This window comes from Burkholderia sp. L27(2015), from assembly GCF_009765705.1.
In the GTDB taxonomy this organism is placed as follows: Bacteria; Pseudomonadota; Gammaproteobacteria; order Burkholderiales; family Burkholderiaceae; genus LMUX01.
Genome location: NZ_LMUX01000017.1, coordinates 335199 through 350971 on the forward strand (window position 1 = coordinate 335199; position 15773 = coordinate 350971).

Below are 15773 nucleotides of genomic sequence, written 5' to 3' on the forward strand. Positions count from 1 at the left end.
TTATGTCCGATTTGTCCATTGCGACGGCGCTCGCCGTCTCCTACACTCGTTCAAATGACTCCTACACTTGGCGAGAAGACGCGCCGAAAACTGTCTTAGCTCCCTGCCGCATCAATAGCCCGCTGACTCGTGTAGAGCAATCGAATGAATTTTCGGGGCAGCCGTTTTGTGTTCACGAAAATTACCAACATGTATTAGGCACCTGCGTAGCGGTTGCACGCTCAAGTGCGTGGCGCATGCTCCCTACTCAACACCGATTTCTGGAGCGAGTCCGCCATGGGCAACCAGATCAGCCTTGATCACCTTCCTGCGCCTCGTCGCTTTGACCATTTCCGCGAATTGTCGACGTTGTTGTTTGTTCCCGTCAGCCTTCGATCTGATGACCCGATGACGTTCCGCTTTGCCCGGACCGAAAAGACCTTCGGCAGCTTGTCGTTCGGGGTAGGGAAAATGAGCAAACTACACGTGGCGCGCACCCCGCGCGATGTCATAAGGTCAGAGTCAGATGCGAAGATTAAAGTCACCATGCCCCTCACGGGGACGATCCAGGTTCGACAGGACAGGCGCGAGGCGCTGATTCGTCCCGGTGAGTTCTACGTCAATGATCCGGCTCGACCCTACGAGGAGCAGTTCTCGGAAAACATGACCTACCTCAGCGTCCATGTGCCGAAAAACTCCATTCCGTCCAGGCTCGGCGGATTGGAGCACTCGACGGGATTGAAATTCGGCGCGGATCTACCTAGCAGCAAAATAGCGAGAGACTTCCTTGTCAGTTTGTCCACAGTATGGGAAGAAATTAGTGAAGCTTCCGAGTCTCACCTAGGTTCGATCGCGCTAGACCTAATCATGGCGGCAATATCGGAACGCAGCAATAGAAACGCTCCCCAAACCGACACATACCAATCCGCACAGTTTCATCGAGCCAAGGGGCTCATAGACGGTAGGCTCCAAGACCCGACGTTGTCGCTCAGCCAAATCGCTGCGGAGTTGGGTGTTTCAACTCGCTATATCAGTTATCTGCTGCATCAACGAGGAATGTCCTACCGCAATTATGTCCTGGCGCAGCGTCTGCTACGCGCCAAGAATGATCTGAGCGATCCGCGCCTGGCGAATCGTGCAATTACAACCATTGCCTATTCTTGGGGGTTTTCCGATAGCGCTCATTTTAGTCGCACTTTCAAGGCTGCACACGGTATATCGCCACGTGAATATCGAGCCTTTAAGTTATCCGCTTGCTGAATGGGCCGGCTTGCAGGCCACACACCTCTAGATCGAGCGGCAGGGCGCACCATGCGTGCGGTGATTTCCGATAGGCCTCCTTATTCCCTATCTGCGGATTCCGATTTAGACAAGTTTTAAGAACTTCCGATGCTATCTAATCAAAAATCTACTTGATAAGATGTTAACCAAAGCCAACGGGAATGCCGTCGTTTTGCGCTCTTTCCGCTCGCTGCGTTTTGGTATTCCATGGAAAGGAGACGACGTACATGACAGCGAACATCGCAACTTCCAGCAATAACCACGCAGGGGTCCACCAACGAGCGGAGCGCCCCATGATCAGCATAGGCAATCTGCAGGTTGATTTCATCCGACGAGAAATCCGTCACAACAGACAACTGCTACAGGTAGGCTCGCGCGCGTTCGATATTCTGGAATTGCTTGCTAATGCCAACGGTGCGCTGGTTTCGAAAGACGAAATTATGCGCGTGGTATGGCCTACAACCATTGTTGAGGAGAACAATCTTCAAGTCCATGTTTCCGCGCTCAGAAAAGCGCTGGGCGTAGACAGCGAATTGATTCGGACCGTCGCCGGCCGTGGCTACCGACTGTTGCAAAGTCCAAATCCGATCAACGTAACCGATCTTGAGGCGCGGCCCTCATACGTCGTGCAGTGCTCCGAGCCACCGCCTAATTCCGATGTAGAAGCCAAAATCGAGTCGCCGGACCTGTGCCACTCTGCCGAGTTGGTGGGTAGAGACCAGCCGTTAAAGGAACTGCTGGTCGCATTAAGGCGGTGCTCAGTGGTCACGCTGGTAGGTACAGGCGGGATCGGCAAAACACGGTTGGCAATCGAAGCGGCGCGACACGCTTGCACAGGCTTCGCGAACGGCGTAGCAATAGTGTCACTGGCCGCCGTCACTGATGAGCACTTTGCGCTCGAGGCGCTAGCCATGGCGTTAGGCCTGAAAATTACGGGCTGCCCGCTGACAATGGACGCGATCACTAAAGCTTTGGCGGGTAAGAGGCGATTGATCGTGTTGGATAATTGCGAACACGTGATCGACGCAGCCGCAAATATCGCCTTGGAACTGAGCAACGCCGCCCAGGTTGTCCTCGCAACAAGCCGTGAGCCCTTGCGCATTCCCACGGAGACTGTTTATCCGGTCCCCTCGTTAGAGGTCCCCGTCGATAAGGCCCGCGGTAATGACGTGCAGATGGCCGCGGCGGTGCGTCTCTTCCTTGCGCGAGTACGGGCTGCCGAGCCAGGATTTCAGGCGGATGAAAAATGCATGGACCTGATCGGTGCCTTATGCCGTTCACTCGACGGGATCCCTCTGGCCATTGAACTCGCGGCAGCACGCGCGGCGACCTTGGGTGTCGAGGCGCTGACCTGTCATCTCGGCAACAACTTGCGTATCCTCACGGGCGGCTATCGTACGGCTATGCCCCGGCATCAGACAATGCGGGCGACGCTAGACTGGAGCTATCGGCTATTGACCGATTTAGAGCGAGCAATATTCCGTCGCCTGGGCCCGTTTATAGGAGGATTCACGCTTGATGCTCTTCGCTTTCTCGCCAAAAGGGAGAGCTGGCCCGAGGAGGACATGTCGGAGGCGTTCAGTGGCCTTATCTTGAAGTCAATGGTGTGCGCGCCCTCCCAGGGACCTCAGCGGCGCTATCGCTTGCTGGAGACAACTCGACAGTATGCTCTGCAACGACTCGACGACAATGGTGAACAAAACTCGGCGGCCACGGTGCACGCGGAGTACCTGATGACGCTGATCAGTAACACGCATGCTCAACGCAACGAGCACTCGGACGACAGTTTGATGGAGGTGTTTTCGAGCGAACTCGACAACGTGCGCGCGGCGCTCGAGTGGAGCTTGTCTCCTTGTGGGGATGCATCGGTCGGCGTGACGTTGGCTTCTGCGGCAGTTCCGTTCTTTTTTGAACTCTCGCTAGTCGGCGAATGTTGTAGCCGCGCTCAGCAAGCGTTAGAGGTCTTTAAGAACGCGGCTATTTGCAAGGTGCCTCCCGGTGTCGTATTGAGACTTGAATCCGCCGTGGCAGCGGCCTTGGTGTTTACGAGCGGGCCGATCGACGCAACACGACGGGCATGGTCCAAAGTCTATTCCGACGCCGTGTTAGCGGGCGACGTTGAACACGAGGCGCGCGCTTTATGGGGACTTTGGAATGCGCATCAGTGCGGAGGTGAGCCACGCGATGCGCTGATCATGGCACAGCGCTTTCGCGGCTTGGCGGGACGGACGGGAAACAATACGCTGTGCCTGCTCGGCATGCGTATTGAAGGAGCCACCTTGCATTATCTGGGGGAGCAAGCTGAGGCCCGGGAAAAATTGGAAGCTATGCTAGGCGCTTATGACCCGTCGATACACCGATGGAAAATGATGGGCTTTCGAATCGAGCACGGGATCGTGGCGCGCGCAACCCTGGCACGAGTGCTGTGGGCTCAAGGCCATGGATTGCAGGCTATGGAAATGGCACAAGCAACGTTCCGAGCTGCCACCGCGTACGACAATGAGTTAGTCACATGCCACGTGCTCGTTGAGTCGGTTATACCCATTGCGCTGATGCGCAACGATTTGAAGTTGGCGCGCGTTGGGATCGCGGCTTTAAGCACTCATGCCGCCCGTATGTCTTTTCATACCTGGATAGCCTGCTGTGAATGCTACGAAATGTGCGCGGCGCTGATATCGAATCCGACCGTTGAATGCGTTCACGCTCTAGAGTCGAAAATTGCACAACTTCGAAATACCGGGCATCTCGCGCCGCTCGCGTTTCTTCTTTGGAAGAAATGTGAGGCGCTTGCAAAACTTAATGAACTCGATGCTGCACTAGCAGCGGCTGATCAGGCTCTTGAGCACTGCGAAGCCACCGGAGAGCGCTGGTTGCATGCGGAACTATGCCGCATGAAGAGGACCATTTTGATGGTCCTCCGCGACGGAATGCGCGCGGTGAACGGGTAGCGTCGGCGGTGACTATAGTAGCGATGGAAGCTGGATCATTTGGGGCCCAGCTAACCGAGTGCGTTTGTAACGTACTACGCCAATTGTTTTTTCAGAAAGCTGTAGGTCCGACCATTCGCAAGCTTTGCCGCAGCCGCATCGTATTTTTCGCCACGATGTCTTGCAAAAGCGTGTGAGCAACCCGGATATGAATACACCTCGATGCCAGGGTGATCTTTCACCGCGGTTTTTATGGCAGCCTGTGCATCTTTGGAGATGAATTCATCTTCTTCGCCAAAATGCATGATCATCGGCGCGTGAACTCCGTCTACCTCCGACAGGTGCTGCTCAGTACTCCCCCCATAGTAGACAACGCCCGCGTCGACTTCGCTACGCGCACAGGTCAGATAAGTCATGAGGCCGCCGAGACAAAAACCCATCAACCCAACCCGTCCGTTAGACCCCGGTATCGTCGCTGCCACTTGAATTGCCGCCACGATGTCGCCCACCCCCTGGTCCTGATCATATTTCTGGTACCGCTGTAGCGCCTGGTCCCAATCGGTCTTATCCGACAATTCAATATTTGCGCTCTGACGCCAAAAGAGGTCCGGACAGATAGCGATAAAACCCTGGGCCGCCATTTCGTCGGCAGACTCACGCATATCGGCATTAACGCCAAATATCTCCTGCAAAACGATCACGACCGGTGCCGGCAATGTTTTCGGCCTTGCGATATACGCGGAGTAGGAACCGTCAGGCGTATCGATCTTCAAAGTGTTGGACATTTTCTACCTCAATGTTGGCTACTACACATATCGCGCGCCGGATTCACGCTAATTGAAGGTCACGGCCTCGGCCGTGACCTCTTCACACTTAGGCTGACAGGAATGCCAATATATCGGCATTCACTTCGTCCGAATTGACGGTGCACATGCCGTGCGATGCGCCCGGATATACCTTCAGTTTCGAATTTTTTATCAACGTCGCTTGCTTGCGTGCCGCATTGTCGATGGGAACGATCTGGTCATCGTCGCCCTGGAGGATGAGGGTCGGCACATCGATTTTCTTCAAGTCGGCGGTGTAGTCGACCTCGGAAAATTGTTTCACGCAGTCGTATTCACCGAGCACCGAGCCGAGCATACCTTCGCGCCAGAATTCATCAATCACACCCTGTACGACCTTCGCATTGGTTCGGTTGTAACCGTAGAACGGCAGGGCCAGTTCCCTGAAGAATTGCGAACGGTTATTCGCTGTGTTCTTACGAATGTCGTCAAAGACTGAAATGGGCACACCGGTCGGATTGCCTTCGGTCTTTACCATCAGCGGCGGAACCGCGCTAATCAGAATCATCCTGGCTACCCGCTTGGTTCCATGGCGGCCAACATAATGCGAGATCTCGCCACCCCCCGTCGAATGCCCAATTAGCGTTAGCTCTTTGAGGTCCAGCGTTTCAATCACGGTTGCGAGATCGTCGGCGTAGGTATCCATATCGTTGCCGTGTCCGGCCTGGCCAGAGCGCCCATGTCCTCGACGGTCATGAGCTATGACCCGATATCCCTTCTTTACGAGGAACATCATCTGTGCGTCCCATGCATCAGCATCGAGCGGCCAGCCATGCGAAAAGAGGACCGGTTTTCCGCTGCCCCAGTCTTTGTAGAAAATCTGCGTGCCGTCTTTGACAGTAACCGTGCTCATGGAATGAACTCCTTGTCGACTAGTGGAATTGGCGCTGTGCGCCCCTGAAACTTCATTTGATGCCGCGGCAAGCACCGGGGCGCTGACCGCTGCCATTGTCGCGCTCGCGCCCGTCAGTAAAACCTTACGACGAGCCAAAAAGCCCGGCGTGTTCATTACGTCGTCCATGTGCTCTCCTTGGAGGGGCGGGATTTGATTTTGTTTTTGACCGTGCTAAAGAACGCTGCGCACTGAATGGCCCACCTATGCGCCTTCGCTCGCTACGGCCGTGTCGAAGCTACTCAAAGTGTAAGAACACCGACTGGAAAACTCTTTGGGCGTTGCTTAAGCGTTATTAACCAGGCTGACCGGCGGCCAGGGCGTTGCAGCAAGCAATGCTCTAGAAAAGTGTCATCGACACGAAATCTGCCGCTTCAGAGAAAAAGCCAGCCCGTCCCGCACACAGCCATTAGGAGTTCATACCCTGATTGGCAAACGGAGTTCAGAAGATTTAAGCCCTATGTAAAGGAATATCAAGCGTGCGCCAACTAGTATTAACAGTGACGCAAGGTCGACGTCCTCACCCGTCGAGGCCATCCTCGCATCACTGAATCCAGGAGTCGGACATGATGAATTTCGTTACCGCCGCAGATGGCACCAACCTTTTCTACAAAGATTGGGGAAAGGGAAAAGCAATTGTCTTTTCGCACGGGTGGCCGGTGAATGCCGATTGCTGGGACCCACAACTGCTGTTTTTTCTCCAGCACGGTTATCGCGTCGTGGCTCATGATCGTCGCGGCCATGGACGCTCCAGCCAGCCGAGCGGCGGCCACGATATGAATACCTACGCGGACGATTTGGAGACCTTGCTCGCTAGTCTTGACATCGAGGATGCCGTGCTCGTTGGTCATTCAACAGGCGGCGGAGAGGTGGCCCGTTACATAGGACGGCATGGAACGAAGCGCGTATCAAAGCTGGTGCTGATTGGCGCCGTAGTCCCAATCATGATCAAGTCGGACACTAACCCGGACGGCGTTCCAAGAGACGTTTACGACGCTATCCGTAGCGGAATTACGCGCAACCGCGCCGACTTCTTGCGCCAACTGGCGTCGGCCGTCTACGGCTACAACCGCCCGGGCGCCGAAGTCTCGCAAGGTATAGTCGATTCGCTATGCCAGGCTGGCATGATGGTTGCCATCAACGCCGAGTATGACTGTATCGCCGCCTTGTCGGAGACCGACTTCACTGACGATTTGATGAAGTTCGACGTTCCAACGCTATTCATGCAAGGCGACGACGACCAGATCGTCCCGTTGGCACTCTCGTCCATGCGGGCTTCCAAGCTGGTTAAAAACTCAACGTTAAAGGTCTACAAGGGTGCGCCCCACGGTTTGCCTCAGACTATGGCGGACGTTGTCAACGCCGACATGCTGGCCTTCATCGAATCATGAGTTGCCCAGGCGGGCGGCCGTGTTTGGAACATCAGATGGGGCGGGTGAAGCTTGGGCGTCGTCGGTCTCTGAGCGCCTCAGTCGGGCCAGACCGATCCCAGTATCTGCCCGCAAAAATTCTTCCTTTGGTAATTCGGATCGAAGCGATCTAGAACGTCGGCGTTCACCGTTCCATACGTCGTCTCCGGACGCTTTTGCATCGCCAAGGCAAGCGACTCGATGATGCGTTCCTTGAAATTGATACCACGCGGATACGCGGCCAGCACCTGATGCTTTTGAATATCCGTAATGTCGTCGAGGTGCGCTCCAATGAGATCGGCTTCTACCCCTCGCCTTAGAAGCGTGACCACGGCGGTTTTGTACGCGGCAATACCTGGCGTCGTATGCAGTGCTATCGCATCCCATACCTCCTGTGCAATACGACGGGATACTCCGAACCGTTCCAGGAAGATTCGGGCCTCGTTGGCGCCATCGATTTCGAAGCGCAAGTGAGACACGCCGCTCACGTCAGTGAGACCCACCTGATGAAACATGGCGCTGACGTAAAGAATCTCCGCATTGAATCGAATCTTGTGTCGAGCGCCACTTAATGCACCGAACGCATAGACCCGATTCGAATGATTGAATATCAGCTCGGATACCTTGCTTCGTACAAGGTCCGTCGCGGCTCGGCTCATCTCACCGCATGGAACTCGCAACCCGGTTATGGTTTCAGCCATTGATCCTCCAAGCGGTGTTCGCCGTAGGACTGGTTATTAGAATGGTCCTCTGTGTCTCGCTTCCAAGAGTAAAACGAATTGGCTGTAACGTCCTTGAAAGCACTCTGAAAAGATCTGAGGTGTCACCAAATACGTAACCTGGCGCATTACGCTGGTCGGCAACTTGCCGATCCGAGCCAGCTTCCAAACGCAGGGAAAGTCTTTGACGAGCGCGCCGGTAGGTTCGCTCTATCATTGACGAGTGGGGTCACCGCCCATTCGCAGTGCTCAATGGCGAGAGGCGTTCAGAAGGTTTAAGGACAATTTCGCGGCCACCGCATGCGCGGTCGAATAAGCTGGATACGCTGAATAAGGCATTCACTCCCGCGCACTAACCAACGAGGTGGCACATGACCTCCGCCAAGCTCCAAATCGTCAACCATACCCGCCGCGCAAACGGCATTCGCCAACATTATCTAGATTCCGGTACCGGCCCAGTCGTTGTTCTACTGCATGGCTTTCCCGAGACCAGCTTCGCATGGCGCTTCCAGATCCCTGTACTCGCTGAAAAATTCCGTGTGATAGCGCCCGATCTTCGTGGATACGGTGAAACAGATAAGCCGGCAAGCGGATATGACAAGCGCAACATGGCCCTCGATTTGATCGCATTGCTCGACGAACTCAAGATCGGAAAAATTGCGTTGGTAGGTCATGACCGCGGAGCTCGCGTTGCTACGCGCTTTGCGAAGGACCACCCAGAGCGGCTCGACCGGTTGGTTGTTCTCGACAATGTGCCCACGCGTGTAGTGGCCGAGAACATGAGTGCGCAAACTGCCCGCGCATATTGGTTCTTTCTTTTCCACCTGGTGCCAGACCTTCCAGAGGCGTTGATCAGCGGTAAAGAAGCCGAGTGGCTCCACCATTTCTTCGCAGACTGGTGTTACAACCCGCATGCGATCGAAGGAGCCGCATTCGAGACGTATGTAAAAGCCTATAAGCGCCCGGGCGCTGTACGTGGCGCGATGTCCGATTACAGAGCGAACGCGGAGGACGTGAAGCAGGATCTGGCCGATGCCGACGTCAAAATCGCATGCCCCACCATGGCGATTTGGGGTGAGAACTTTTACGCCGTCGGTGAGATGTTTGATATGAAAGCCGTGTGGGAGCAAATGGCCATTCACCTACGCGCGGAGCCCATAGCGCAATGCGGGCATTTACCGCAAGAAGAGCAGCCGGAACGGGTCAACCATCTGCTGCTTGATTTCCTGGCAACGTGGAAGGGTTAGCGTAACCCCGGCTTATTACTGACTAGACGGCTAGGCCGAGTCACTTTCATCTAGAAATCGATGTTTCATTCTTCAAGTGCAGAGGGCCCCCGCTATGAAAGTTGCAACCTTGTTTTGGAAGGCCAGAGAGCCCGTGTTTTTCACACTATTTGTTATCGCTTTGAGTTTTGCTTTTAGCGCGAATGCAGCCGCACCGCAGGTTCGGACTCAAGGCCCGGGGTTTTACAGAGTGATGCTGGGCGACTACGAGATCACAGCCCTTCTTGACGGGACACACCCCTTCCCGATCGACTCTGTTATGACGTATGTATCCAAAGAGGACGTGCAACGGGACCTGGCGCGCGACGACCTTACTGTTCCCGTTCAAGGCTCGATAAATGCTTTCCTGATCAATACCGGGACAAAGCTCATCCTCATTGATACCGGGGCGGGTGTTCTCTACGGTGATTGCTGTGGCCATCTGTTGGAAAACTTGCGTGCCGCCGGCTATGAACCCGATGAAGTCGATGAGGTGCTGCTCACGCATCTTCATAAGGATCACGTTGGCGGCATTATCCTGGGTACTAAAATGGCATTTCCTAATGCCGTCCTGAGGACGTCCCAAACGGAAGCCGACTATTGGCTTAACTCCGCCAACAAAGCGACGGCACCGGCTTTCCTGAGTTCATTCTTTGATAGCGCTATCGCCTGCGTCGCACCGTATCAGGCCGCAGGCCGATTCGTTCCTTTCGCCGCAAATCAGCGCCTCGAGCCGGGGATAACTGCGATAGCAACACCTGGGCACACACCCGGCCACACCGCTTATTTGATCCAAAGTTCGTCCCAGACGTTGCTCGTGTGGGGTGACATGATTCATGTTGCTTCGATCCAACTGCAAAACCCTACCGCGTCGGTCGAATACGATACCGACGCCATTGCGGCTCAACGATCACGCAGGACCATGCTGGCGCTCGCTGCGAGCAAACACTATATGGTTGCTGCCGCCCACATTGCATTTCCGGGACTGGGGCATGTTCGTGCTAACGGCAATACCTACGATTGGATACCTGTGAACTACGACGCCGATCCAGCGAAAAACGAAGCGCCGACTGTAAAAAAATCTAGCCCGTAGTATCGGCGCTTACGCGCAACATCCGTCCCGCACCGGCGATCACAGGAAAGCGACCCTGACCGATTGTGGTATCGCGTCATCGAACTTCGACGTGACATTGCAATCCGGTGGTATAGACTGAAATTCACGTTCAGGTCCACCGCCTCGCAAAGGAGACCGGTTATGTTGACGCAGCAAACCAAGGACATCGTAAAGGCCACCGCGCCGGTGCTGGCAGAGCATGGCTACCCGATCATCCAGCACTTTTACAAGCGCCTGCTCGAAGCGCATCCCGAACTGAAAAACGTGTTCAATATGGCGCATCAGGAACAGGGCCAGCAGCAGCAGGCGCTTGCGCGTGCGGTCTACGCCTATGCAGAAAATATCGAAGATCCGGCAAGCCTCACGGCAGTGCTGAAAAACATTGCCAACAAGCACGCGAGCCTAGGCGTGCGACCTGAACAATACCCCATAGTCGGGGAACATCTGCTGGGCGCAATCAAGGCGGTGTTAGGCGATGCCGCAACGGACGAGATCATCTCGGCGTGGGCGCAAGCTTACGGCAACCTCGCAGATATCCTGATGGGCATGGAATGTGAGTTGCGAGAGTATTCCTCAGGGCAAGTGGGCGGCTGGACTGGCTGGCGCACTTTTGTGGTGCGCGAGAAGCGGCCCGAAAGCAGCGTGATCACGTCGTTCATCCTTGAACCGACTGACGGCAAACCCGTGCTGAACTTTCAACCCGGTCAATACACCAGCGTCGCAGTCAACGTGCCCACATTGGGTTTGCAGCAGATTCGCCAGTACAGCCTCTCTGACATGCCGAATGGCCGCACCTATCGAATCTCGGTGAAGCGCGAAAGCGGCGGCACGCTGCCGCCGGGGTATGTTTCGTGCTTGTTGCACGATCACGTCAATGTTGGAGACGAGGTCAAGCTGGCCGCGCCGTATGGCAATTTTCATATCGACGTCAATGCCAAGACGCCCATCGTACTGATCAGCGGTGGCGTGGGACTGACGCCGATGATCAGCATGCTCAAAGTAGCGTTGAAGGATCCGCAACGACAGGTCGTGTTCGTGCATGGCGCGCGCAACAGTGGCGTGCAAGCCATGCGCGAGCGGCTGCGCGAGATCGCCAAGGCTTGTGCCAATATCGATCTGATCGTGTTCTACGACGCCCCTCTCCCGGCGGATATCAAGGGACGAGACTACGATTACGCAGGGTTCGTCGATGTCAAATCAATCAAGGATTCCATTCTGTTACCCGACGCCGACTACTACATCTGCGGCCCCATCCCGTTCATGCGGATGCAGCACGACGCGTTGAAAGGTTTGGGTATTCATGAGGCCCGCATTCACTATGAAGTGTTTGGGCCGGACCTGTTCGCCGAGTGAGACAGATGGGCGTGCTGAACAGCCGCGCATCAGGGCTGCGAGGCTGGGCTGGGATCCGCCACCAACCAGCGCGCAACGTTTAGAGCATATCGATGCACGTCTTTTAATGCGCCAGGCTCCGACGCCATCCCGGTGCCCGCAGGCTCGCTGACGAAGCTCGGGCATCCGTACGCGGGGTCCCAGTTGTAGTCGGCAAAGTGATGGAACGTACTTTGGGCGATAGCCCGTCCCCCGCCCTCCGATGCCTCGAAAGCAACCACGAGATTGAAGGGTGCGCCGCTGATCTTGCTGCGACCGGTGGCAATCACGCGCGCAGGCTCATCGGATGGTGCGCTCACGGCGCCCTCGTGCGGATGTGACGGAAGAAAGCGGATTGCGCCTGTTGGCGATTCACGATCTTCGAGGACGGGGTGTACCGGGCCGATAGGCTCGATTTTCTGAAAATCGCCATTGCTTCCAGAATGAAAGTTCGGCCACGAAATGTCGGTCGTGTAGGGATCGTCGATCACGCGACGTCGAACGTCCGGATCGAGGTTACGCGTATGGAAATGGTGCGCTTTGCCTACGCCTGCGAGCAAGCACAGTGACGACCCCAAGTCCATGTGGTCGCGTGTCACCATCAACCCTCTTCCCTTACGCCGAAAACGGGAGATCGCCTCGCAATCCGCAGCCACTAACCCATTACCCACGTCGACCGCGAACAACCAAAGCGCGTCGAAGTCGCTTTCGTCCAACGTCGACAGCACACTATCAGGCTTACCCAGCGGTTCTCGGTCGCGTGCCACCACCTCGTACGCAGGGCCGCCATCCGCATCTGTTGCGCTGCGTAACAGATTCACCAACAGACTGAAGCGCGTGACCGACCAATCGTCGTCCGCTGTCGGAATCGTCGTCTGCACCAGGATTCGAGGACGGCTGCGCATGGATTGACTCCTCATAGGTTTGAAGCCGAAGGCGGGATAGTCAGCGCGATGTCTGTCGCCATTTTCCAGCCACTGGGCGTTCTCACCTATTGTAGAACCATCCGAAAAGATTTGGGCGCGCCGAGCTAACAACGCTCATGACATTAAGAGCGCCTATTCTTATTTGCAGAGCTTGGCCGCTTCGACGCAACCCAGATGCAGCGCCAGCGCACCGAACTCCGCGAACTTGATTCCCATTTTTCGGGCGAGACCGAGAGCCCGGTTGTAATCAGCCGGATGCAGCTTCACTAGCACGCTGACTTTCGCCGACTTTCGTCGCAACGCCGAAGGCGTCTTTGATTTCCTAAAGGCAAAAGCAGCAATAAGATTCGCGGTCATGTTAGTTTTTCCAGGTAGCCATCTATCGAGACGTGAACTTCGATCGTTCGTTTTTTTCCCGTGTGATGCCAGTGTAAAGGGGCCGCAAGAAGCAATTAAGCACACCCGATGAGATTGATTATTTCGTTTTATGACGCAATCGAGGTTATAAGCGAAGCGGCTCAGGGCGTAGGCCCCTGCGCTTGATCGAACCAGCGACCGAACTCATGGCACAGGAAGAACCGGAGTGCGACTTAGCGTGTTATTGGTTTCGACCAGCAGCCGTAGATATTTCATGAACTGCTCACGGTCAGCCGGTTCCAATGCGTCTATCGTGCGCGCATGCGCGCGCTCGACACGCTCTTCCAGACGCACTAGCAGTGTGCGCCCCACCGCAGTCAATTCGGCAACCTTCATGCGTTTGTCGGTCGTGGAGACACGCCGCTGAATAAATCGGCGCTCGATCAGCCGTCCAATGACATCAGCTGTGCTGGCTCGATCGATCCCGACCGCCCGCGCAAGCGCAATCTGCTCAGACGGCCCCAACTGCTCTAGGGCCGTCAAGATGCTGTATTGCACCGGCGTGATGCCTTCCGGCGCGCACTCTTCAACAAACAAGGCGACATGAATCTGATGCAGCCGTCGAATCAGGAAGCCGGGGCGCGCCTCCAGTGTCGTGTCGCGCCATCCTGACGCAGAATGAAGTTCTGCCACCGTATCGGATTTGCGTCTCGTTACCATTGAATGTGTTTCCTCTATTCGTGACGACCGCACTTTATACCGTGAATCGTCAGTATTCATCGTATTAATTATCGGCGATACTATTTTTCGTTTTTTATAATTAGGATAACGAATAGTAACGCTGTCAATTTGCCGACTAAAATTACATTTAGCAAACGAGACGATCCCAATGTGGTGCCACAAAGCACCTTTTTGCATGGCAATCGCGCTTCGGTGGTGCAATATTTGTCTGACAAACAGCGTCCTTGTTTTGTTCATCTCTCGCAGTTCGAGACGTGGCCTACCGACGAGCGAGTTGGTACGTAAATTGCGTATCGGTGGTTATTCGTCAGTATGCATACGATATTTTTTAAGAGCATTCCAACAGTGTTCTTCGCTGGTCGGATGCGCTTATCACTGTACGACCGTCACGCTATTTTTTAACGAACTCGGGAATATTCAGATGCGAACACGTATCTCTGGCGGATGGGTGCTTGGTCACCTCAACGGCAAACACACGCTCGACGAAAAGCACGAAGTCGTGATCGAGGGAGAGCGGATCCTCTATGTGGGGCCACGCTTCGATGGCCCTGTCGACAAAGAGATCGATGCCGCAGGCAAGCTGGTTGCTCCCGGGTTCATTGACACGCACGTGCATTCGGGGCACAGAGCCTCGCATCGCCTGATCAGCGACTCAGGCCGCGGAGATTACCTGGGTCAGCCGTTTCTCGAGATCAGCGTTCCTCGCGAGGGCACCCGCGTCCACGGCGACGTGCGCTATCTGAAACCTGGGGAAACGGGTGCCGATGGTGCGCGCGAATTTCACGCGCTATTCACGGTTGCCGAACTTCTGCGCAATGGCATCACCTCCTTCGTTGAATACGGCAGCCAGCGATTGATCCAGGACGCACTGATGGAGCAGTGCATGAAACTTGGTGTACGCGGCTTTCTCGGCCCGGGATATGACTCAGGGCGCTGGGTCGGAGACGAACACGGCCGCCTCAAACGTATCGTGGACGAAGAAAACGGGCAGCGTGAATTCGCCGAAGCGATCCAGTGGATAGAGCGCAATCACGGTGCCGGCTCCGGATTGATCAACGGCATACTGGTGCCGCGTGAAGTCGAAACCACCAGCCTGGACCTGTTGCGCATGACGCGCGAGATGGCCGACAAAATGAACATGCCGATGGCGACGCACGCCGCCTACAGCATTATCGAATTCTACGAAGTGGTGCGTGAGCATCGCAAGACCCCGATCGAGTTGCTGGCCGAACTCGACATGTTGCGCCCGACCCTGAACATCGGACACGGCAACCTGCCCTCCGACAGTGTCCGGCTCAATTATCCGGGCGCACGAGACCTCAAGCTGATGGGCGAAGCCAAAGTCTCGATTTCTCATTGCGCTATCAACATCGTGCGCCGCGCGCGCGTGCTCGACAACTGGCGCCGTTACCAAGAGCTGGGCATCAACATCGCGCTGGGAACGGACACCTACCCACGCGACATGATCTTGAACATGCGCACCGCGTCCTACCACGGTAAGACCATGAGCCACGACTACAAGTCGGCGACCGCGGCAGACGTCTTTTCGGCTGCGACCTTGAACGGCGCAACATCCCTGGGGCACGACGACCTCGGCCGGCTCGCGCCCGGCGCGCTGGCCGACATCATCCTGATCGATCTGACGGCTAAAGGCACGCTGCGCATGGGTGTGGTTCGGGACCCGGTCCAGGCCATCGTGGAATGCGGTGTCGGCGACGATGTGGATACCGTCATCGTCAACGGCGTTGTACGCATGGAGGGTGGCGTGATTCCAGGTATCGATCTCGATGACATCCGGCGTCGCGCCCAGGCCCAGGGCGAGGAGATCTGGGGCGGCTGGAGTGGCTCCGACCCGCTAGGCCGTACTGCCGCCGAAATGTGTCCGCCTTCGTTTTGCCCGACCTGCTTCAGAGAATGACGAGGCGCAGCGCTCATTCACTCATCAACCTT

At 55.7% G+C, this 15773-nt stretch carries 13 protein-coding genes; 7 read left to right on the forward strand and 6 right to left on the reverse strand.

Translation table 11 applies throughout. The features are described 5' to 3' along the window. Window positions 1-276: 276 nt before the first annotated feature. Window positions 277-1239 carry a helix-turn-helix domain-containing protein gene (locus GSQ77_RS15040; RefSeq protein ID WP_158903543.1) on the forward strand — a complete coding sequence of 321 codons (963 nt, stop codon included), beginning with the start codon at window positions 277-279 and terminating at the stop codon, window positions 1237-1239. A 314-nt stretch (window positions 1240-1553) separates the two neighbouring features. Next, window positions 1554-4208: a winged helix-turn-helix domain-containing protein gene (locus GSQ77_RS15045; RefSeq protein ID WP_158903544.1), complete on the forward strand. Its 2655-nt coding sequence runs from the start codon at window positions 1554-1556 to the stop codon at window positions 4206-4208. Between the two features lie 74 nt (window positions 4209-4282). On the opposite strand, the gene GSQ77_RS15050 is transcribed toward GSQ77_RS15045, so the two are convergent. Then, window positions 4283-4972 (reverse strand): dienelactone hydrolase family protein, encoded by a 690-nt coding sequence (locus GSQ77_RS15050; RefSeq protein WP_158903545.1) that lies wholly within the window; start codon window positions 4970-4972, stop codon window positions 4283-4285. Between the two features lie 88 nt (window positions 4973-5060). Then, entirely contained in the window at window positions 5061-5882 is an 822-nt protein-coding gene (locus GSQ77_RS15055; RefSeq protein ID WP_158903932.1) for an alpha/beta fold hydrolase, read from the reverse strand. Window positions 5883-6490: 608 nt separating this feature from the next. Here GSQ77_RS15055 and GSQ77_RS15060 point away from each other — a divergent pair. After that, the gene (locus GSQ77_RS15060; RefSeq protein WP_158903933.1) at window positions 6491-7312 is read left to right on the forward strand and encodes an alpha/beta fold hydrolase; all 822 of its coding nucleotides are present in this window, start codon (window positions 6491-6493) and stop codon (window positions 7310-7312) included. Window positions 7313-7389: 77 nt separating this feature from the next. Here the strand turns inward: GSQ77_RS15060 and GSQ77_RS15065 are convergent, their stop codons facing one another. After that, window positions 7390-8031 (reverse strand): HD domain-containing protein, encoded by a 642-nt coding sequence (locus GSQ77_RS15065; protein ID WP_158903546.1) that lies wholly within the window; start codon window positions 8029-8031, stop codon window positions 7390-7392. A 389-nt stretch (window positions 8032-8420) separates the two neighbouring features. Here GSQ77_RS15065 and GSQ77_RS15070 point away from each other — a divergent pair, with 389 nt between their 5' ends. The 3 genes from GSQ77_RS15070 (at window position 8421) to hmpA (ending at window position 11781) form a co-directional block, all read left to right on the forward strand. Further along, entirely contained in the window at window positions 8421-9296 is an 876-nt protein-coding gene (locus tag GSQ77_RS15070) for an alpha/beta fold hydrolase (protein ID WP_158903547.1), read from the forward strand. A gap of 94 nt (window positions 9297-9390) precedes the next feature. Beyond that, window positions 9391-10407 (forward strand): MBL fold metallo-hydrolase, encoded by a 1017-nt coding sequence (locus GSQ77_RS15075; protein WP_158903548.1) that lies wholly within the window; start codon window positions 9391-9393, stop codon window positions 10405-10407. Window positions 10408-10524: 117 nt separating this feature from the next. Then, on the forward strand, window positions 10525-11781 hold the full coding sequence (gene hmpA, locus GSQ77_RS15080) for an NO-inducible flavohemoprotein (protein WP_367889678.1): 1257 nt from the start codon (window positions 10525-10527) through the stop codon (window positions 11779-11781). 29 nt (window positions 11782-11810) lie between these two features. Here hmpA and GSQ77_RS15085 read toward each other — a convergent pair whose 3' ends face one another. From GSQ77_RS15085 to GSQ77_RS15095, 3 genes are all read right to left on the reverse strand, one after another. Further along, window positions 11811-12704, reverse strand: coding sequence for a hypothetical protein (locus tag GSQ77_RS15085; RefSeq protein WP_158903550.1), 894 nt, complete (start codon window positions 12702-12704; stop codon window positions 11811-11813). A gap of 159 nt (window positions 12705-12863) precedes the next feature. Continuing rightward, window positions 12864-13082 carry a hypothetical protein gene (locus GSQ77_RS15090; RefSeq protein ID WP_158903551.1) on the reverse strand — a complete coding sequence of 73 codons (219 nt, stop codon included), beginning with the start codon at window positions 13080-13082 and terminating at the stop codon, window positions 12864-12866. 204 nt (window positions 13083-13286) lie between these two features. Beyond that, a complete protein-coding gene (locus GSQ77_RS15095) occupies window positions 13287-14060 on the reverse strand; it encodes a MarR family winged helix-turn-helix transcriptional regulator (protein ID WP_254067637.1) in 774 nt (257 codons plus the stop codon). A 184-nt stretch (window positions 14061-14244) separates the two neighbouring features. On the opposite strand from GSQ77_RS15095, the gene GSQ77_RS15100 reads away from it, so the two are divergent. Further along, window positions 14245-15741 carry a chlorohydrolase family protein gene (locus GSQ77_RS15100; protein WP_158903552.1) on the forward strand — a complete coding sequence of 499 codons (1497 nt, stop codon included), beginning with the start codon at window positions 14245-14247 and terminating at the stop codon, window positions 15739-15741. The last annotated feature ends 32 nt before the right edge of the window (window positions 15742-15773 follow it).